General features: G+C 63.3%; 18 protein-coding genes, 2 tRNA genes and 1 riboswitch. Of the genes, 2 read left to right on the forward strand and 18 right to left on the reverse strand.

The window, feature by feature from the left end; all coding sequences use genetic code 11:
• Positions 1-63: 63 nt before the first annotated feature.
• From HY019_RS18360 to HY019_RS18400, 9 genes are all read right to left on the reverse strand, one after another.
• Entirely contained in the window at positions 64-921 is an 858-nt protein-coding gene (locus HY019_RS18360) for an NAD-dependent protein deacetylase (RefSeq protein WP_290694942.1), read from the reverse strand.
• A 12-nt stretch (positions 922-933) separates the two neighbouring features.
• Positions 934-1,944 carry an inorganic phosphate transporter gene (locus tag HY019_RS18365; RefSeq protein WP_290694943.1) on the reverse strand — a complete coding sequence of 337 codons (1,011 nt, stop codon included), beginning with the start codon at positions 1,942-1,944 and terminating at the stop codon, positions 934-936.
• A 15-nt stretch (positions 1,945-1,959) separates the two neighbouring features.
• On the reverse strand, positions 1,960-2,607 hold the full coding sequence (locus HY019_RS18370) for a DUF47 domain-containing protein (protein WP_290639601.1): 648 nt from the start codon (positions 2,605-2,607) through the stop codon (positions 1,960-1,962).
• Between the two features lie 118 nt (positions 2,608-2,725).
• On the reverse strand, positions 2,726-3,580 hold the full coding sequence (locus HY019_RS18375) for an SDR family oxidoreductase (protein ID WP_290694945.1): 855 nt from the start codon (positions 3,578-3,580) through the stop codon (positions 2,726-2,728).
• Positions 3,556-4,587 carry an NAD-dependent epimerase/dehydratase family protein gene (locus HY019_RS18380; protein WP_290694947.1) on the reverse strand — a complete coding sequence of 344 codons (1,032 nt, stop codon included), beginning with the start codon at positions 4,585-4,587 and terminating at the stop codon, positions 3,556-3,558. The genes HY019_RS18375 and HY019_RS18380 overlap by 25 nt, the downstream gene beginning before the upstream one ends.
• Positions 4,584-6,272, reverse strand: a complete 1,689-nt coding sequence (locus HY019_RS18385) for a fatty acid CoA ligase family protein (protein WP_290694949.1) — start codon at positions 6,270-6,272, stop codon at positions 4,584-4,586. Before HY019_RS18385 ends, HY019_RS18380 begins: the two co-directional genes overlap by 4 nt.
• On the reverse strand, positions 6,269-6,562 hold the full coding sequence (locus tag HY019_RS18390; protein WP_290694951.1) for a hypothetical protein: 294 nt from the start codon (positions 6,560-6,562) through the stop codon (positions 6,269-6,271). The genes HY019_RS18385 and HY019_RS18390 overlap by 4 nt, the downstream gene beginning before the upstream one ends.
• 10 nt (positions 6,563-6,572) lie before the next feature.
• Positions 6,573-7,607, reverse strand: coding sequence for a hypothetical protein (locus tag HY019_RS18395; protein WP_290694953.1), 1,035 nt, complete (start codon positions 7,605-7,607; stop codon positions 6,573-6,575).
• A gap of 19 nt (positions 7,608-7,626) precedes the next feature.
• Entirely contained in the window at positions 7,627-8,673 is a 1,047-nt protein-coding gene (locus HY019_RS18400) for a 3-oxoacyl-[acyl-carrier-protein] synthase III C-terminal domain-containing protein (RefSeq protein ID WP_290694955.1), read from the reverse strand.
• A 394-nt stretch (positions 8,674-9,067) separates the two neighbouring features.
• Here HY019_RS18400 and ccoG point away from each other — a divergent pair, with 394 nt between their 5' ends.
• Positions 9,068-10,516, forward strand: a complete 1,449-nt coding sequence (ccoG, locus tag HY019_RS18405) for a cytochrome c oxidase accessory protein CcoG (RefSeq protein WP_290694957.1) — start codon at positions 9,068-9,070, stop codon at positions 10,514-10,516.
• Between the two features lie 6 nt (positions 10,517-10,522).
• Here ccoG and HY019_RS18410 read toward each other — a convergent pair whose 3' ends face one another.
• Genes HY019_RS18410 through HY019_RS18420 form a run of 3 tightly spaced genes read right to left on the reverse strand, consistent with a single transcriptional unit; the run spans position 10,523 to position 13,808 of the window.
• On the reverse strand, positions 10,523-11,458 hold the full coding sequence (locus tag HY019_RS18410; protein WP_290694959.1) for an alpha/beta hydrolase: 936 nt from the start codon (positions 11,456-11,458) through the stop codon (positions 10,523-10,525).
• A 25-nt stretch (positions 11,459-11,483) separates the two neighbouring features.
• The gene (locus HY019_RS18415; protein ID WP_290694961.1) at positions 11,484-12,326 is read right to left on the reverse strand and encodes an SDR family NAD(P)-dependent oxidoreductase; all 843 of its coding nucleotides are present in this window, start codon (positions 12,324-12,326) and stop codon (positions 11,484-11,486) included.
• A gap of 24 nt (positions 12,327-12,350) precedes the next feature.
• Positions 12,351-13,808 carry an NAD(P)/FAD-dependent oxidoreductase gene (locus tag HY019_RS18420; RefSeq protein ID WP_290694964.1) on the reverse strand — a complete coding sequence of 486 codons (1,458 nt, stop codon included), beginning with the start codon at positions 13,806-13,808 and terminating at the stop codon, positions 12,351-12,353.
• 81 nt (positions 13,809-13,889) lie between these two features.
• Here HY019_RS18420 and HY019_RS18425 point away from each other — a divergent pair, with 81 nt between their 5' ends.
• Complete coding sequence (locus HY019_RS18425) at positions 13,890-14,546, forward strand: TetR/AcrR family transcriptional regulator (protein ID WP_290694966.1); 657 nt, start codon at positions 13,890-13,892, stop codon at positions 14,544-14,546.
• A 30-nt stretch (positions 14,547-14,576) separates the two neighbouring features.
• On the opposite strand, the gene HY019_RS18430 is transcribed toward HY019_RS18425, so the two are convergent.
• The 6 genes from HY019_RS18430 to fdxA form a co-directional block, all read right to left on the reverse strand.
• Complete coding sequence (locus HY019_RS18430; RefSeq protein ID WP_290694968.1) at positions 14,577-14,855, reverse strand: hypothetical protein; 279 nt, start codon at positions 14,853-14,855, stop codon at positions 14,577-14,579.
• Positions 14,856-14,910: 55 nt separating this feature from the next.
• Positions 14,911-14,986: transfer RNA gene (locus HY019_RS18435), tRNA-Asn, on the reverse strand.
• Between the two features lie 51 nt (positions 14,987-15,037).
• Positions 15,038-15,113: transfer RNA gene (locus HY019_RS18440), tRNA-Asn, on the reverse strand.
• A 110-nt stretch (positions 15,114-15,223) separates the two neighbouring features.
• The gene (locus HY019_RS18445) at positions 15,224-17,410 is read right to left on the reverse strand and encodes a TonB-dependent receptor plug domain-containing protein (RefSeq protein ID WP_290694970.1); all 2,187 of its coding nucleotides are present in this window, start codon (positions 17,408-17,410) and stop codon (positions 15,224-15,226) included.
• A gap of 84 nt (positions 17,411-17,494) precedes the next feature.
• Positions 17,495-17,604: riboswitch (TPP riboswitch) on the reverse strand.
• Positions 17,605-17,620: 16 nt separating this feature from the next.
• The gene (locus HY019_RS18450; RefSeq protein ID WP_290694972.1) at positions 17,621-18,694 is read right to left on the reverse strand and encodes an NAD(P)/FAD-dependent oxidoreductase; all 1,074 of its coding nucleotides are present in this window, start codon (positions 18,692-18,694) and stop codon (positions 17,621-17,623) included.
• A 27-nt stretch (positions 18,695-18,721) separates the two neighbouring features.
• Positions 18,722-19,045: a ferredoxin FdxA gene (gene fdxA, locus HY019_RS18455; protein ID WP_290694973.1), complete on the reverse strand. Its 324-nt coding sequence runs from the start codon at positions 19,043-19,045 to the stop codon at positions 18,722-18,724.
• Positions 19,046-19,061 lie beyond the last annotated feature (16 nt).

Here is a 19,061-nt window from a genome sequence, read left to right on the forward strand (position 1 = left end):
TTGGTCTTGTCTTCATTGTGGGCCAGGATGCATGCGCCTTGCCACCGTGTGGCTACAACGCACTCAGGGCCTATTTGACAAGACCTGCTGGAGCTGGACCAAAGTGTGGTTGCAGTCTTGTTCGATCTTGGCGCTCAGGATGGCGTCGGCGCGTGTCAGCCCCTGGTTGATGGCGACGACGGGCTTGCCCAGGCGGTGCGCCAGCTCGGCAAAGCGGTAGCCGGAATACACCGTCAACGATGAGCCCACCACCAACAGACCCCGCGTTTGCTCGATGGCATGGGCGGCACGTGCCACGCGCTCCCTGGGCACGTTGTCCCCGAAAAAGACCACATCGGGTTTGAGCGTGCCGCCACAAGACGGGCAATCGGGCACGCAGAAATGAGCGTAGCAGGCGTCTTCGAGCTGCGCGTCGCCATCCGGGGCTGACTGGGCACTTTCTGCCACAACGGGGTCGAAGTCACGGTTGCCCTGCACCAGCCATTGCTGAACCAGTGCGCGCGCAAAAATCTGCTGGCAGGCCATGCAGCGAACCCGGCCGATGCCGCCATGCAGCTCGATCATTTCTTCGCAGCCAGCCTTCTGATGCAGGCCGTCCACGTTCTGCGTGATGACGGTGGCCAGCGCGCCTGCACGCCACAGCGCGGTCAGGGCGGTATGCCCGGCACCGGGCGAGGCCTGCGCCACCACCGGCCAGCCCACAAAGCTGCGCGCCCAGTAACGGCGCCTGACGGTTTCGGACTTCAGGAAGTCCTGATGCTGGATGGGCTTGCGGTGTTGCCACTGCCCGTGGCGGTCGCGGTAAGCGGGGATGCCGCTGGCGGTGCTCAGGCCCGCGCCCGTGATCACCGCAAAAGGCCCCCGCTCAAGCAAAACAGCCAGCCGATCGATGTCGTGGCTGGCTGCTGCTGGTTCGGTCATGATGACCGGATCTTAGAACAGCTTGAGGCTGATCCAGTAGGCGACGGCGGCCACGAAGGCCGAGGCGGGGATGGTGAGGATCCAGGCCCAGACGATGTTGCCGGCCACGCCCCAGCGCACCGCGCTGGCACGCTGCACCGAGCCCACCCCGACGATGGCGCCGGTGATGGTGTGGGTGGTGGACACGGGCACGCCCATGGCGGTGGCGATGAACAGCGTCAATGCCCCCCCGGTTTCTGCGCAGAAGCCGCCAACGGGCTTGAGCTTGGTGATCTTCTGGCCCATGGTCTTGACGATGCGCCAGCCACCGAACATGGTGCCCGCACCAATGGCCAGGTAGCAGCAGACGATGGTCCAGGTCGGGGGCGACGTGTCTGCGGCGGAGGCATAGCCCGTCGAGATCAGCAGCATCCAGATGATGCCGATGGTCTTTTGTGCATCGTTGCCGCCATGACCCAGGCTGTAGGCACCGGCCGACACCAGTTGCAGGCGGCGGAACCAGCGGTCAATGCGCGAAGGCGATACGCGCCGGCAAGCCCATGCCACGAGCACCATCATCATCGAACCGAAAAGGTAGCCTAGCAACGGCGAGACGAAGATGAAGGTCACCGTGCGCATGATGCCCGCACCGATCAGGGCCCCGGCGCCCGCCTTGGCCATCACGGCGCCGACGATGCCGCCGATCAGCGCGTGCGACGAGCTGCTGGGGATGCCGTAAAGCCAGGTGATCACGTTCCAGGTGATGGCGCCACTGAGTGCGCCGAACACCACGTAGACGTCCACCACACCTTTGTCGGCGATGCCTTTGCCCACGGTGGCCGCCACACTGAGGTGGAAGATGAAGATGGCCACGAAGTTGAAGAACGCGGCAAACACCACGGCCTGGGTGGGGCGCAGCACACCGGTCGAGACGACGGTGGCAATCGAATTGGCAGCATCGTGGAAGCCGTTCATGAAATCGAACAGCAGTGCCAGCACCACCAGCGCGACGATGACCCACAGGGCCACGTGCATGGTTGTCATGTCAGCCTCTCGGGATCAGGAGTTCTCGAGGATCACGCCCTCGATCAGCTTGGCGACGTCTTCGCACTTGTCGGTGACGGTTTCCAGCAACTCGTAGATTGCCTTGAGCTTGATCACTTCACGCACATCGGGCTCTTCGCGGAACAGCTTGCTCATGGCGGCACGCATCACGCGGTCGGCGTCGGTTTCGAGCTGGTCGATTTCTTCGCAGGTCTTGAGGGCGGCTTCGGCGGTCTTTGCGCTGCCGATGTCATCCAGCAGAGACACGGCCGACTTCAGGCGCTCGCAGCTCTTGACGCACAGGTCGGTCAGGCGAACGATTTCCTCGGTCATGCTGCGCACGTCGTACAGGGCCATGGTTTCGGCGGCGTCCTGCATGAGGTCGGCCACGTCGTCCATGGTGTTGATCAGCGTGTGGATCTGTTCGCGGTCGATCGGCGTGATGAAGGTCTTGTGCAGCAGGCGGTTGACTTCACGGGTGACGGTGTCAGCGGCGCTTTCGGCGGCGTCCACTTCCTGGTTGTATTTGTCACGCAGGGATGTGTCGTTGTAGTGCTTGACCAGGTTCGCGAAGGCGTGGGCGGCCACGACGATGTGATTGGCGTGCTGGTTGAACAGCTCAAAAAAATTGCCCTCACGGGGCAGCAGCTTTCCAAAGATCATGGGCTTTCTCGCATGTCACAGGCATGACATTCACTTGGTGTAACCTTGGATTTTAACCGGCAGCCCTCACCTGATGGCCTTCCGTGTGGCGCGATGTGTCAAATGGCGAGACTTTTCCTCAAGGCCGGGGCACATTGCTCAGGATGGCGCGCAGCACCAGGAGTTCGCGCCAGCGCGTGGGCAGCCAGTTTAGGCACGCTCGCAATTTCGCTTGCCGCCCGACGATGTAGCGTGCTCTGGGATGTCTGGCCGCCAGTGCCTGATCCGCGGCAGCCAGGACCGCGTCCATGGGCGTGGCGACATCCTGGCTTGCATAGCGTTTGTAGAAATCCAGCAGCGGGCGGTAGATCGATTGCAACTCGCCGGTGTGTTGCTCGCTCAGGGCGCCGCTGGTGTCCAGCGCCTTGTTCCAGATGGGGGTGTCGATCTTGCCCGGGGCGATGCTGCACACCTTGACGCCGTGAGGGGTCATCTCCAGCCGCAAGGCCGCCGTCATGCCTTCCACCGCGTGTTTGGACGCCACATAGGCGGTCAACCCTGGCGCAGCGAAGACGCCGGAGATCGAGCTGATGTTGACAATGCGGCCTTGTGTCTCGCGAAGCAGCGGCAGGCAGGCCCGTGTCACCGCAAACGTGCCCAGGACATTGACGTTCATCAGTTGGGACAACTCAGCCTGCGAGGTCATCTCCAGCGGGCAGCTGAACGCCACGCCAGCGTTGTTGACCAGGACATCCAGCTTGCCATGCGTTTTCGTGGTTACCGCAAGCAAGGCTTGCTCGATGCTGCTGGCCTCAGTGACGTCCAGGCGCAAAGGGGTGATGCGGCCTTTCGACCGGGCCCGCAGCACCTCGGCATCCCGGTCCTGGCGCACGCCAGCGAACACCTGATGTCCTTGCCGGGCGAGGTGCAGGGCCAGGGCCAGGCCGATGCCGCTGGAGGCGCCCGTGATCAGGATGGACGAGCCAGCACGCATGTGTGGTCTTTCGTGGTGGTCTGTTGCTGGCCAAAGTAGGCCGCAAAGCGCCGATGGGCTTCGTCCATGCTCACTGGCGAGCTCAGATGCAGGTCGCGTTGGGCGGCGGCAACGTCGAAGTAGTGGTCCTTGGCGCACACGGCGGCCACGGCGCGTGTCAGGCGAGGCTCACCGAGCCAGGGCAGCAGCGTGAAGAGGGCCTCGCAGGCGGCCCCGAGGGTGTAGGCGCCGGCGTAGGGCAAGGCCCGCTCGACCGCTGGCAGGCCGATGGACGTGAGCAGCCCATTGATCCAGTCCCACATGTTCACGGGCTCGGCCTCGTTGACGAAGTAGACACGCCGGCCTGCCTGATCAGGGTCGGCGTCGGCCGCTTGCAGGTGCCACCAGGCGGCGTTTTCGACATAGCTCACGCTGATGCGGTTGCGCCCTGGGCCCACCCGGATCAGCTTGCCTGCCTTGTGGCGCTCGATCAGCGCGGGCAGCAATTGGGTGTCGCGTGGCCCCCAGATGGCATGGGGGCGCAAGGCCGTGGTGACCAGGCCATCCTGGCCATGGGCGGCCAGCACCATCTGCTCGGCCAGCATCTTGGTGTGCTGGTAGGCGCTGATGCGTTTGACAGGGTAGGGCAGGCTTTCGTTGACGCCGCACAGGTCATCGAAGCCGATCACGGCGCTGGGCGAGCTGGTGTAGATCAGCTTGTGGACGCCTTGGGCGCGACAGCCGTCAATGAGGTTGCGCGTGCCCAGCACATTGGTGCGGTGAAAGTCTGCATAGCGGCCCCAGGGGCCTGTCTTGGAGGCGACATGGAACACCCGCTCGATGCCCCGGCAGGCGTGGCGCACGGCATCCCGATCGGCCAGATCAGCCTGGATCAGCCGCACACCTTGCTGGCGCAAGAAGGCGTAGTCGCCCCGGCACAGCACGGCCACTTCATGGCCTTGGGCTTGCAAGGCCTCCACGATGTAGCGGCCGAGAAAGCCAGCGCCGCCGGTTACCAATGTCTTCACGATAGAACGCCCTTGTTGATTTGCGCCTGGGCCCATTGCGCGAGGATGGGCCGCTCGATCTTCGAGTTGTGTCGTTTGTCCACGGGGAAGGCGCGCGGGTAGGGCAGCAGATGCTGCACGGGGAAGCCCAGCTCATCCAGGCGTGCCTTGTAGGCGTTGAGCCGGGTGAGGCTGATCTGGCGCTTGTATTCCGGGTAGAACTCGATCACCACAGCCAGCTCCTGGCGGCCCTCTACGGTGACGCCCACCAGTGCAGAACGCCAGACTTCGGTCTCGGCGTTGAGCACTTCTTCAACCGGCACCGAGAAATAGCGTTTGCCCTGCGCGTGCACGATGTGCTTGATGCGGCCACAGAACCACAGCCGGCCCCGCTTGTCGAAGTAGCCCGTGTCGCCGGTGCGGTGCCAGGTTGACTGGTGTGTGTCGTCGCTGTCGTCGGCTTCGATCTTGCTGAGCGCGGTATTGACCGGGTCGTTGTGATAGCGAGGCGACACCAGCGGGCCCCGCACCACGATCTCGCCAACCTTGCCGGCTGGCAGTTCGTCCACGTCCAGCCAGTGCGGCAGCGGCTTGTCATCGATGCGGATGATCTTCACAGTCAGGCCTGGCACCACGCGCCCCACGCAGACGCCATGGCCCACGCTGGAGAGGCGGGCGGTTTCCTGCTCGATCTCTTTGGCGTCGATGGTGCTGATGGGGGTAACCTCGGTGGCGCCATAGGGGGTGTGCATCACACCTTGGGGCATCACGGCACCCAGCCTCTCCACCATCTTGGCCGGAATCGGGGCGCCGCCGCTGAACGAGCGCTTGAGGCTGGGCAACTGATGGCCCTTGGCCACGCAATGGCGGCTCAGCCGCTCCCAGACGATGGGGGAGGCAAAGCCCGAGGTGATGCCGAAGTCCTCTATGGCCTGGATCAGGTTGCCGGGCTTGCAGCGCCCCGGGTGCAGGGAGCCCATGTCGGGGATGACGCTGGTCTGCCCCAGGCAAGGCGAGATCAAGGTGGCAACGGGGAAGGCGGCCAGTTCGACATCCTGCGCGCCGGGGTTGCTCATCGATTTGAAGTGCGCAATCTGCGCGGCCAGCGTGCCGTGTGTGGCCTCAACCCCCTTGGGCGTGCCGGTGCTGCCACTGGTGAAGAAGATGGCGGCCAGATCGCTGCCCGTGGTGGGCTCCATCTGGCCGATGGGCCCGTGCTGGCGCAGCAGGTCCTTCAGGCGGCGTGTGGCGGGCAGGCGCGATGCGCCCGTGCTGATGAACAGGCTGATACTGCCAAATGCGTCACCCACGAATGGGCGCAGGGCATGCACCAGCGTCAGCGCGATCATGGCGTGGGGCTCGACCTGCCTGATGCAGGCCAGCAGGCGCTTCATGCCCATGGCCGGGTCGATGATGACGGGCACCGCGCCCAGCTTGAACAAGGCAAACACGATGACGGGCAGTGCCATGTCGGGCCGAACCAGCAGCAAGGTCTTGCAGCCGCGCCGGATGCCGACCTGGTGCAGGCCCGCGGCCGTGCGGTCCACCTCATCCAGGAACTGGGCATAGCTGCGCGTCTCGTACAGATACCGGCCCGATGCGCTGCGCCGGCGCGCCTGCGCAAACGCCATGCGGCCCGGCTGATGCTGGGCCTGGGTCTGCATCAACTCATAGAGGTTGAGGTGCGGGGTGTGGGGGCTGCTCACGCGGACACCGTCTGGCTTTGCTGAAAACCGATCACGTGCGGCATGCCAAACACCATGATCTGCAGCAGATGGGGCCACAAGGGCCTGGCTTGTTCGCCGAACTTGCGGGTGAAGTACACGCATTGCGCGGCATGGGCCAGCAGGGACAGGGTCATGACCACGTACAGCCAGATGGGCGGAATGTGCACAAAGGGGTGGACCAGCTCGGCCAGCCCCAGCACCCAGGACAGGCCCACGATGGTCTTGCTGATGGCCACGTTGCGGGGCGCGAACAAAGTATGGGTTTTCATGGGGCAGGGCTCAGGCGTCCACGCGGCGAGCCTGGCGTTGCAGGTCGTGCATGGCGATGCAATGGGGTTCGATGACGGCGTCAGGGATGCCGGCCTCGCGGTAGAGATCGGCGATCCAGCTGCGCATGAGTTCACTGGTGGCGTGATGGTCAGCGCCCAGTGATGCATGCAGTTGCAGGGTGAAGCCGGTGCGGCCCTCCCAGGTGAAGCTGCCGGCGGTGATAGGGCACACGGCGCTGACCGGTGGTGCACTGATGACCCAGCTGCCCGCCAGCTTGTGGGCATCGGTTTCAGGTGCTGCCCATGCACTCATGTTGGCGTACACACCAAACCAGGCCTTGCCTTTGAGCCGGTTGTAGGCGCGGCGGATCATGCCGTCGCTGAGCCATCGGGCAAAGTTCGTGTAGATCCACGCCCCCCACAGGATGCCGCGGGCATACAAGGTCTTGAGCTGGCCAAAGATGTCCTGCGCCGTGGGCGCGCCCTGCAGCCGCAGTGACACAGGCGCCGTCCAGTTGCCGGACTGCGTCTGGATGCCCAGCGAGCGGCGGAAGTCGTGCGGCATCATCCACACGCGTTCGCTGTTCTGGCTCAGATGACGCTCACGGCAGACCTTGTCCAGGCTGGCCAGGAACAAGGATGTCTCGCCGACGCCTTGTGCACGGGCGTGGCGCCGCGCCTGTTCGCTGTGCGCCAAGGGCATCAGGAAGTACACAAAGCAGGGTTGCGCCTGGCCGTCATCGGCAGCAGCCTTCTGCCATGGGTAGTTCACAGGCTGGCTGTTGCGGATGTGCAGCTTCAAGGCGGCCAGACGGCCCAGCAGGCTGGGCTTGACAGGCACGTTCTTGTGCGCCTTGGGCGGCATCGTGACGCCCAGCGAGGCCAGGATCTTCACGATAGCCCCGCCGCCGTCGTCCACCTCATGCGAGTGCAGAAACCAGCGCATCTCGCCCAACGTAGGCTGGTACACGCCGAAGATCATGTCGATGTTCTCGCCCAGGGACTTGAGCACCCTGTACTTGCGCCCGGACCAATCCGTTGCCATTTTTGTGCGGCCTCGCGGATCAGTAAACGAAGTTGTAGCGGGTGTAGGACATGCCGGCCGCGGTCATCAGGGCCGTGACCTTGTGGCCTCGCTCCAGCCGGCCTTCTTTGCTGGCGGTGGCCAGGGCGGCGGGCACGGAGTTGGTGACCAGGTTGCCGTACTCGGGCAGCATGAACATATAGGGCACGGTTTTGCCCAGGCGCTTTTCAATATCGCGCCATGCGGTCAGCGTGTTGGTGTGCGGAATGAACAGGTCCACCTCATCAACGGGGATGGGGTTCTCGCGCATCATCTCTTCCAGGTCCTGGATGGTGTTGTCCTGCATCTTCTTGCCGTAGGACATGAAACGCAGGCGGCCCTTGCCTGCCATGGACAGGTCCTTCAATCGCATGGTTTCCAGATCGTCTTCGATGATGGGCGACATGCACAGGTCCGCGTACTGCGTGAAGGTGCGGTTGTCGAACTGCCAGGGCTTGTCGCTGTCGGCGGTCAGGATGGTGGCGGTCGAGCCCTCACCCACGGTGTAGCTGGCGAAGGCCCATTCCAGGTCGGCCAGGCTGGTGAGCTTGTGGTTCTGTGCCAGGGGCTGGCCTTCGTGGCTGGCGTACTCGGCCGTCACGATCAGGATGTTCTTGAACTGGCCCGATGCCAGGAAGGACTGGGCAATCTGCGTGGCACGCGTCCAGCTGCCACAGGCTTCGGTCACGTCGAAACATTGGGTCTTGTGCATGCCCATGGCCTTGGCCACGAAGAAGGCCATGGCGGGCTCGATCACGCGCTTGTCCACGCTGGCATGGATCAGCAGGTCGATGTCTTCCTTGTCCAGGCCGGCCTGGTCCAGCGCATCGTTGATGGCGCGCTCGGTGTAGGCGAAGGCCTGTTCACCTTCGGCCAGCCAGTGGCGGTTCTTCGAGCCGATGTAGCTCAGGTAATGCCCGATGGTTTGCAGGGCCACATCAAGGTCACCCTCGAAACCTTCGCGGCTCTGGTCGGCCACGATTTGCAGCATTTCTTCGTTCGAAACAGTGCGTTCAGGAAAGGCAAAGGAGACACCCGAGATGTGCATGGCGGACTTCCGTTCAAGTGAGGTTCTGGCTGTGGCTTCTCGAACAGTTCAGCTGGCGTTTGGGGGAGGGCCAGAGCGCTGGAGAAGAACGATTGCACGAAGTCTGTCAGATTCGGTTTGATTCGGGAAATCCCTTAAGTGAGCGTCATTTCGTTTCGTTTCTGATTTTGAAAATGTTCGTTGTCTTTCGAATTGCATCCAATATGGCATGAGGTTGACGTATTGGGAAAGAAGCGAATCGTGTCAATCAACACGAATATGGACATGACCTTGTCCGGTAGGCGCTACGCGTCGCTGCCGGATAGCCCCATCTGAATCAGGGAGCTCATAAACATCCATTTGAAATAAATGTTATGGTTCTGCCCGGTAGCCGACTGGCTGCACGGAACCGCACATGAGCCAGCCCCGCATCATCCCCATCAAGCCCGTCAACACGCCGCCTCAGCATGGCTCGCTCTTCGAGGCGCACCAGAAAGTCCACGCACGATCGGTCCAGGGGCTGTTTGCCAACTGGCGATGGGCCATGGTGTGGGTCACGCAACTTGTGTTTTACGGCCTGCCCTGGTTGCCCTGGAACGGGCGTCAGGCGATGCTGTTTGACCTCAACAGCCGGCGCTTTTACATCTTCGATCTGGTCCTGTACCCGCAGGACTTCATCTACCTGGCCGCCTTGCTGGTGCTCAGCGCGCTGGCCCTGTTCTTCTTCACCGCGATCGCCGGGCGCCTGTGGTGCGGCTTTGCCTGCCCGCAAACGGTCTACACCGAGATCTTCATGTGGATCGAGCAGCGCATCGAGGGTGACCGCCTGGCGCGCATCCGCCTGGATGCCGCGCCCTGGTCCGGCAACAAGCTGCTCAAGCGGGGCAGCAAGCACATGGCCTGGGGCGTGTTTAGCCTGTGGACGGGCCTGACCTTTGTGGGCTACTTCACCCCGATGCGCGCCTTGCTGGCGTCCATCCTCAGCCTGAGCGCGGGCCCGTGGGAGCTGTTCTGGAGCGTGTTCTATGGCCTGGCCACCTATGGCAACGCAGGCTTTTTGCGCGAGCAGGTCTGCAAATACATGTGCCCGTATGCGCGCTTTCAAAGCGTGATGCTGGACGGTGACTCGCTCATCGTGGGCTATGACGCGGCGCGGGGCGAATCGCGCGGTTCACGGTCCAAGTCAGCCGACAGGGCCCAGCTCGGCCTGGGTGATTGCGTGGACTGCACGCTGTGTGTGCAGGTCTGCCCCGTGGGCATCGACATCCGCAACGGCTTCCAGATGGAGTGCATCGGCTGCGGTGCGTGCATCGACGTCTGTGACTCGGTCATGGACAAGATGAAGTACCCGCGTGGGCTCATTCGCTTTTCCACGCAGAACGGGCTGGACAACGGCTGGTCCCGATCCAAACTGGTCAAGCGTGTGATGCGATGGCGAACCGCCATCTACGGTGGGGCCTTGCTGATCGGTGCCAGCGCCTTTGCCTTCAACCTGATGACGCGCGCGCCATTCCGTGTAGACATCATCCGGGACCGCGGCGTGATGGCCCGCATGGTGGAAGACGGTGTGATCGAGAACGTCTACCGCCTGCACATCATGAACTCGACCGAGCAGCCCCAGCGCTACCGCGTGGACGTGTCTGCCGAACACGGCGTGTATGGCATGCGGGTGGACAACGCTCAGACCATTCAACTGGCGCCATCCGAGAACCGCGATGTCAGCGTGCGCATCCGGCTGGATGCCAATGCGGCGGCCAATCTGGCGGGCCAGATCGTGCCGATCAGCATGGGCGTCGAGCAACTGGGGGCTTACGGGCAGGCCGTGCGCGTGATCGAGAAGAGCACCTTCGTGGTGCCCCGCTGAGCGGCCTCAGAAGCTGGCCAGGAATTGCTGATAAAGCTCGGCCGTCATGGCCGGGCGCTCCACCATGGGCATGTGGCCGATGCCATCGAGCACATGCACCTTTGACTGGGGCAGGGCGGCTTGCCACACGGGCACGCTGCTGACGTCAATGAGCCTGTCCTCCGTGCCCCACATCAGCATGACCGGCAGCTTCACCTCGTGGATGCGCACGGGCAGGTCGGTCTCCTTGTGCGACTCGCTGAAGATCTGCGCCAGTTGTGCGCGCTGCGCGATGTAACGCTCGCCCACGGCATCCAGCACAAAGCCGGGCATCCAGGGCGGTGAGGCCATGGTCATGGGGTAGAAGCGGTAGAAGTCTGCGCGCGAGCCGATGAGGAAGGGGTTCTGGCCCTTGCTCAGCATGGTGCGCATCTCGCTGGGGTGCAGCGAGGGCAGGCCAGCCGGGTCCACCAAACCGGCAGACAGCGTGCGCTGCGGGTAGCTCACGGCGAACTGGGCCGCGATGAAGCCGCCCATCGAGTTGCCGATCACATGGGCCTGCTTGATCTGCAACTGGTCGAGCAAGGCCACCATGCGCCGTGTCTGTGCCTCGATCGTGTAGCGCCAGTCAGGCTTGAAGCCCGTTTCACCATGCCCCGGCAAGTCAGGAATGATGACCTGGTATTGCCCACTGAAGTGGCGTGCAAAACGCGCCCAGACGTCCTTGTCGGCGCTGAAGCCGTGAAGCATCAGAATGGCCGGGCCGGTTCCAGACGAACGGTACAAGGTGATGGGGATGCCTTCCACCGTGACGACCTCTTTGTGCAGGCCGTACAGGCGCGACTCGATGCCAGCGCCGAGCTCATACGTGAGTTGCCCGATGCGCGGATAGGTCGTGTAAGACCAGCCCAGCGCGAGTGTGGCCAATGCAGCGGCCACAAGCGTTTTCTTCTTCAATGCCATGGTGATGATGCGTGTGGTGCGTGGGTCAACCGGCCAGCATCTTGCGGGCAATGAAGGCCGACATCGGCTGGTACCACGAGCCCACCAGGCGCACGAGGAAGTCCAGGATCTTGGCATCCACGCCCACCAGCACACGACGTTGATTGCGCTCCACCGCACGCAGGATCTGCAGCGCGGCGCTGTGCGCCGTGGTCACGTTCAAGGCTTTGTCAAAACGGGCGCGCGCGGCCTCGGCATCACCGCCAGATGCAGCATGCAGGCTTTCGTCCATCTTGGCTGCGCGGGCAATGTTGGTGCGGATGCCGCCCGGGTGCACGCAGGTCGCGCTCACGCCGCAGTTCTCGATGTCCAGCTCCTGCCGCAGGGCTTCGGTGAAACCACGCACGGCGAACTTGCTTGAGTTGTACGTGCCTTGCGTGGGCGAGGCCAGCAGCCCGAAGAGGCTGGAGGTGTTGACCACATGCCCGTCGCCTGATTGCTTCAGGTAAGGCAGGAAGGCCTGCGTGCCCCACACCACACCCCAGAAGTTGATGCCCATGATCCACTGGAAGTCTTCAGGCTTGACCGTCTCGATGAGGGCGCCCAGGGCCACGCCCGCGTTGTTGAAGACCAGGTTGACCTTGCCGTGATCGGCGACCACCTTGGCGGCCCAGGCGTTCATGGCGTCGCGATCGGCCACATTGAGCTTGTCGGTGGTGACCTTCACGCCCAGCTTGCTCGCCATCTGCGCGGTCTCGGCCAGCCCGGCCTCGTTCACATCGCTCAAGGCGAGGTGGCAGCCGCGGCGCGCCAGTTCCAGCGCCAGCGTGCGGCCCATGCCCGATGCCGCACCCGTGATGGCGGCAACCTTGTTCTTGAAGTCCTTCATGGCTTGCGGTCCTTCTTGCAAAGATCAGGTAAACAGGTGATGGGCCGGCTTGAAGGCCTGGCACATGCGGCGGAAGGTGAAGCTGAAGCCCGGGAACATCGCGATCACGTGGCCGCTCTTGCTCTGGTACCAGCTGTGGCAACCACCCGATTGCCACACGGTCTGCTTCATCTCGCGGTGGATCATGGCGGTGTAATCGTTCTCGGCATCGGGTTTGACCTCGATGGCCTTGGCCTTGCGTGCCTGCACGGACTTGATCGCCCGCATGATGTATTCCATCTGCGCCTCGATCACAAAAATAGCTGAAGTGTGGCCGATGCCCGTGTTGGGCCCGGTCACCACAAACAGGTTGGGGAAGCCCGGGAGCGAGGTGCCCAGGTAGGCGCGCGGGAACGTGCTCCACACCTCGCCCACGGACTTGCCACCCTTGCCGATCACGGGGTAGGAGATCACGCCGTCCGTGGCGTCATAACCTGTGGAGTAGACGATCAGGTCCAGATCCACCTGCTTGCCTTGCGTGGTCACGATGCCGCGCTCGTTGATCTCGGCAATGCCGTCGTCCTTGGTGTGCAGCGTCACATTGGGGCGCGCCAGGGCGGGGTAGAGCGTGCTCGACAGGATGATGCGCTTGCAGCCGATCGTGTAGTCAGGCGTGACGGCGGCTTGCAGCTTGGGGTCTTTCAGCTGCTTGTGGATGTGCCGCAGCGCGGCCTTCTGGGCGACCAGATTGAGCATGGTCTTGGAGTACTTGAAGCCGATCATGCGGCTCTCCAGCGACCAGTAGATGACCGTGCGCAGGGCCTTGTAAATCAGCTTGGAGCCCAGTAGCGCGCGCTCGAACCCCGAAAACACACGGTCAGGGCGAGGCAGCACCCAGTGTGGCGTGCGCTGGAACACATGCAGATGCCCGACGTCTGGCGCGATCGCCGGGATCACCTGCGCGGCCGACGCGCCACTGCCAATGATGGCCACGCGCTTGCCTTGGTAGTTGTAGTCGTGATCCCACGAGTTGGTGTGGAAGCTGTGGCCCCTGAAGGTGTCGCGGCCTTTGAAGTTGGGGATCACGGGCGTGCTCAAGGGGCCGGAGGCATTGATCAGGAACTTCGCCTGGAAGGTGCCAGCGTCATCGGTGTGGATCTGCCAGAGCTGCTGCGCCTCATCCCATTGCACCTTGTTGACATTGGCGTTGAGGCGCACCTTGTCTTCCAGCTGGTGCTTGGCGATCACGTACTTGGTGTACTGCACCAGCTCGTTTTGCTCGGCAAACATCTGCGTCCACTTGTAGGGCTCGAAGGACAACGAATACAGCGGCGACTGCACGTCCACGGCCGCGCCGGGGTAGCTGTTCTGGCTCCAGGTGCCACCGATCCAGGCTCGGCGCTCCAGCATCAGGAAATCGTTGATGCCGTTCTTTTTGAGGTTGATGGCCGCAGCCTGGCCGCCAAAGCCCGTGCCGATGATGATCGCGGTGTACGTCTGCATGGTCCTGCTCGCAAAAGTCTTAAGTGAAGATGCTTGTCGTCAGTTTACAAGTGAAGACGATTGTCGTCAAATACGGGTATGATGAAAACTGGAACCAGCGACGACAACAAGGGCCGCGTTTACGGGGGGGAGAACCAGGAAGAGCGCCGCGCGCGCCGCCGGCAGCAGTTCCTGGACGCCGGCCTGCAGGTGTTTGGCACCCTGGGCTACCGCGCGGCCACCGTGCGCACCCTGTGCAAGCAAGCCGAACTGACGGACCGCTACTTTTACGAGTCGTTCGACACGACCGAGGACTTGCTGATGGGCGTGTACCACCAGCAATGTGATGCGCTGGAGCTGAGCGTGATGCAGGCGCTGGCACGTGCCGTTGGCAGCGCCGACATCATGAAAGGCGTGGAGGCTGGGTTGGACGCCGTGTTCATGCACGTGTCCGACTCACGCGTGGCGCGCGTCATCTGGGTGGAGGTGATGGGCGTCAGCCCGCGCGTGGACAAGATGTACACCGACACCATGGACCGCTTCGCCAACCTGGTGATGACCGTGGCCCGGCAGCGCTATCCGGACCTGGGCATCGACAGCGAAGACGAGATCCGCATGCTGGGCCTGGCCATTGCCGGTGCGGTGAGCCAGTGCGTGCTGCACTGGTTGCTGGGCGGCTACCGCGAGAGCAGGGCGACCATGGTGTCGGCCACATCGCGGGTGTTTCGGGGTTTGTTGTCGACTTTGCCGGCGGGGTGAGGTCAAGGTTGGCGCAGCGCCCAAGCCAGGTCAATGCGTTGGCACGTCCAGTTCTTTGGTCGTGCTGTTGGTCTCATCCAATTGGGGCGGCTCGATCTTGCGCAGCCACGATTGGGCGCAGTCCACCGTGTTGCCCACGGCGCCGTATTCGGTGATCAGGTTGTCACCTTCGACTTTCCATATGCGGCCATGCTCGCTGTGCTCGCCGCGCAAGCACACCACGCGCACGGTCTTGCCCACGTTGGGGCCCTTGGTGCCCAGGGCGCCTTCGATGATTTCGGCGTGGTCACCAGCTTGGATGGGTTTCATGGAAAGCTCCAAAGCAAAACGCCCCAAACATCACTGCTTGAGGCGTTCTTGAACTTGGCTCCTCGACCTGGGCTCGAACCAGGGACCTACGGATTAACAGTCCGGCGCTCTACCGACTGAGCTATCGAGGAACAAATGGTGTCGGGCTTTGCAAATCGGCAAGCAAAGCCGTCTTGAATTTTTGGCTCCCCGACCTGGGCTCGAACCAGGGACCTACGGATTAACAGTCCGGCGCTCTACCAACTGAGCTATCGGGGATCAGCTGAAAACCATGCGCAAGGCGTGGCGATCAGTTGAGAACGCGACTATAGCATGCTTTTACAACTCACCTGGCCACGTTGCGTGTTTTCGTCAGCCGTGTCTGGTCATCAGAAGTCGATTTGTGCGGACAGGGTCACGGTGCGTTGTGTCATGGGAAAGAGGTAGATGTGCCCGAACGATGTGGGTGACTCGCGCCACGCCCGTTTGTCAAACAAATTGGTGACGCCGGCGCGCCAGGTCACAGTCTGAGGGCCCATGGTTTGGGTGGCGCGTACGCCGACATCCACACGCGTCCAGGCTGGCAGCAGCACGGTGTTGCCAGCGTCGACCCAGCGGGCGCCTTCATGAACCACATCGGCCTGCAAGGTCACAGGCAGCGATGCGGCCCAGTTGTAGGCGCCGGAAAGCTTGACCGAGCGGCGTGGCACGTTGACCGGCGTTTTGCCATTGACGCCATCTGTGGCGCTGCCGTCGCGTTGCGCGTCGATCACCATGGCCGAGCCTGCAGCAGACCAAGCCCCCAGGCGTCCTTGCCAGTAGCCCTCCAGTCCCTGATGGGTGGCGCCGCCATCAGTCAGGTAAGCGCCGCCAACGTCACCCGCTACAGGGCGGTGGATGTGGAACCAATTGGCGCCCCACTGCTGGTTCAAGTGGCCGAGGCTGGTCTGCAGTGTGCGCTGGCTCTTCACACCCAACTCGAACTGGCGGCTCTTGAGTGCAGGCAGCACCTGGCCGGCATTGCTGTAGCTGCCGCCATAGGGCGCGGCTTCCACTTCGGCGCCTTCGCCCCAGCTGATGTAGGCGCGGGTCTGCGGGGAGAGGGTCCATGCCAACGCAGCCCATGGTGTGGTCAGGTCCTGGTCGATGGGCGTGGCCTGGCTGCCGTCCGTCGGGGCGCTCAGGCGCCGCAATTGCGTGTAGCGCAGGCCGAGCCAGGCTTGCCATTGCGGGCTGAAGGTGATCGCATCCTGAGCCATCCATTCTGTGGTGCGTTCGTGGCGATCGGCGACGACGTAAAGCGGCGTGGAGGCTGGGGCGAACGCCGAATAAGGATCGGAGAGCGTGCCTGTACCGACCTGGTTATAGGCCTGCGTGCTCACATCGGTCAGGCGCACCGAGCGCAGCGCGCTCATCGTGAGGTCGTGCGTCATGCCAGCCACGTCGAGCTTGCCTTGGACTTGGGCAAGCAAGGAGCGGGTCAGGCGCAGCTCGTCTTCAGAGCGGAAGTCGTACAGGTCGAATTGGCCATCAGCGCAGTAGCGGTCGCCCAGGTAGTCGGGGCCCGCGCTGCAGCCGAAAGGAAAGGCCGCACGGTCGTTGGACTTCAATCGCTGCTCACCATAGGTGATGGTGCTGCGCCAGCCTTGCCCCAAGTCATTGCGGAGCCGTACCGTGCCGGTATCGCCCTGCATCTGAACGGGCAAGGTCCACGGCTGGTTGTTCAGGTTGAGGTTGGGGCTGTAGTCGTGTGCCGATGGCAGTTGGGTGCCCAGCAGGCTCAGGCCGGGCACGCTGGGTTGGCTCATGTAGCTGTGTTCGTATTCGACTTCGATCACATGGCCGGGCGCCAGCTGGCGGTCCACCGCGAAGGCAAACAATTGCCGATGGCCGCGTGTGTTGTCGATGTGCGTGTTCAGGCGTTCAGCGGCCACGTTGACGCGCAAGCCCCACTCATTGTTGGGGCCGCCGCGGTCGCCGATGTCGACGCTGGTCAGCAGGTCGCCAGCATCGTCTACCGAGACGATCGCCGTGCGCACCCGACCTTCCGGGCGCTTGACGACGAGGTTCACCAGGCCACCCGGCGAGCTTTCGCCCGCCTGCATGCCGCTGGTGCCTTTGAGCAGTTCCACCGAGGCCTTGTTGTCCAGCGGCAAACGTGTTTCCGCGTTGATGGGCAGGCCTTCGCGGCGGTAGTTGTCCGCGTTGTCCAGCGTGAAGCCGCGGATGCTCAGGTAGTCCCAGTAGCCCACGGTGTTGTAGGAATCCGTGGTGCTGGCGTCCAGCTTGGTCAGGTCGGCCAGGCGCGTGGCCTGGGCGTTGCGCAGCGTGGTCTCACCAAAGCTCTGGGCTTGCACGGGTTGTTGCCATGCGGGGCCATCACCCAGACCGGCGATGCTGGCGCGGGGCTGCCGGGGGCCTTGAGCCGTCACGTTGATGCTGGGCAGGCTGTCTGCTGCGGCATCGCTTTGGGCATGGCTGGCTGCGCTGCTGATCAGGCCGATGATGGCCAGGCCCAAAGGCGACAGGCGGTGCTGGGCCTTGCGTTGAAGAGCGGCGTGATGTGGCTTGTGCATTGATGACTACTCCGGCACGAAACGGTGGGTGGTCGTCTCGTGGTGAGCAGGCATGCGGGCGGACGCGTGGCCTGGCGGCTTGTCCGGTGTGCATCGGTGCTTCCCTACGCGAGAACGACCTCGGTCAGGTTCAAAGGGTCTTTCTCAGCGAAGCGCATCCGGTACAGGACGGTTTCGCACCCCTAGCGATGGCTGGATTGTAAAGCTTGCCTATTTGGCAATGCCCAGGCGCTGGTGCAAGAGCGGGCTGGTGGTGGTGTAGAGCAGGTGCTGGGGGGCTTCTGGGTGCAGCGTGGCCGCCGCATGGTGCGCCGCCAGCGTGGCCTCGTGGAAGCCGCAAAGCAGCAGGCGTTTCTTGCCCGGGTAGGTGTTGATGTCGCCCACGGCGTAGATGCCGGGGATGCTGCTCTCAAAGCTGGTGGTAGAGACGGCCACCTGCTTGCGCTCCAGCGCCATGCCCCATGTGGTCAAGGGGCCGAGCTTGGGGCTCATGCCCAGGCGGATGAGCAGGTGATCCAGTTGCTGTGTGCGTGTCTGCCCGTCGGCGCCCAGTATCTGCAGTGCAGTGAGCTGCTCGCCTTCGACATGGGCCGCCACTGGCATGCCCACGATCAATTCAATCTGCCCGGTGGCCATCAAGGCGCGAACCTGCTTGTCCAGCTCGTCTTCGGCCTGGAACTGATCGCGGCGATGCAGCAGGCTCAAGCGGGTGGGGCGCTGGGTTGGGTCAGGGTGCAGCGCCATCTCCAGTGCGGCTGACAAGGCCTCGTCTGCGCCGCCATGGATGATCAGATGCTGCCCAGCCCATGGGGTGGCGGCGTCGGCTTGTTCGGGCAGGAAATAGTGCAGATTGCGGACGGCGTCCAGCCCCGGCAGGTTCAAACCGCGCGGCACAAACGCGCCGGCACCCGCAGCGATGAACACGGCGGGGGCGCGGGCTTGCAGGCCCTTGTCGGTCAGGAGCTCGAAGCCACCCTCTGGCAATACGCGCAACTCGGACACCATATGCCCAAGATGCAGGTTGCGGGGGAGTGCATCAGGCGCATCGGCCGGCATGAAGGGCGCTGCCTGGGTCAGCAATTGCTGCGTCAGCTCGCGCCCCGTGCACACGGGCACGCCAGGGATGTCATAGATGGGTTTGTCGGGGTACAGCGCCATGCACTGGCCCCCGGCATGCGGCAACACGTCGATGATGTCGGCCTTCAGGCCCAGCAGACCTAACTGGAAGACCTGAAACAGGCCGACCGGGCCGGCGCCGATGACCAGGGCATCGGTGTGGATCATCGAACGTGCCGCAGGAAGAAGCAGCGATCAGCGGGCCAGCTGATCCAGCTTGCCGGTCTTGTCCTTCCACTCGTCGGCATCAGGCAGGGGTTCCTTGCGCTTGGTGATGCTGGGCCAGGACTTGGCCAGGTCGGCGTTGATCTGGATGTACTGCTGCTGGTTGCCGGGCACGTCCTCTTCGGGGACGATGGCGTTGACCGGGCACTCGGGGATACAGACCGCGCAGTCAATGCACTCATCGGGGTCGATGACCAGGAAGTTGGGGCCTTCGCGGAAGCAGTCCACCGGGCACACGTCCACACAGTCCGTGTATTTGCAGCGGATGCAGGCTTCGGTGACGACGTGGGTCATGTCTAGTCTCTTGAAT

Origin of the sequence: Aquabacterium sp. (assembly GCF_016195855.1) — a bacterium.
Taxonomy (GTDB): domain Bacteria; phylum Pseudomonadota; class Gammaproteobacteria; order Burkholderiales; family Burkholderiaceae_C; genus Aquabacterium.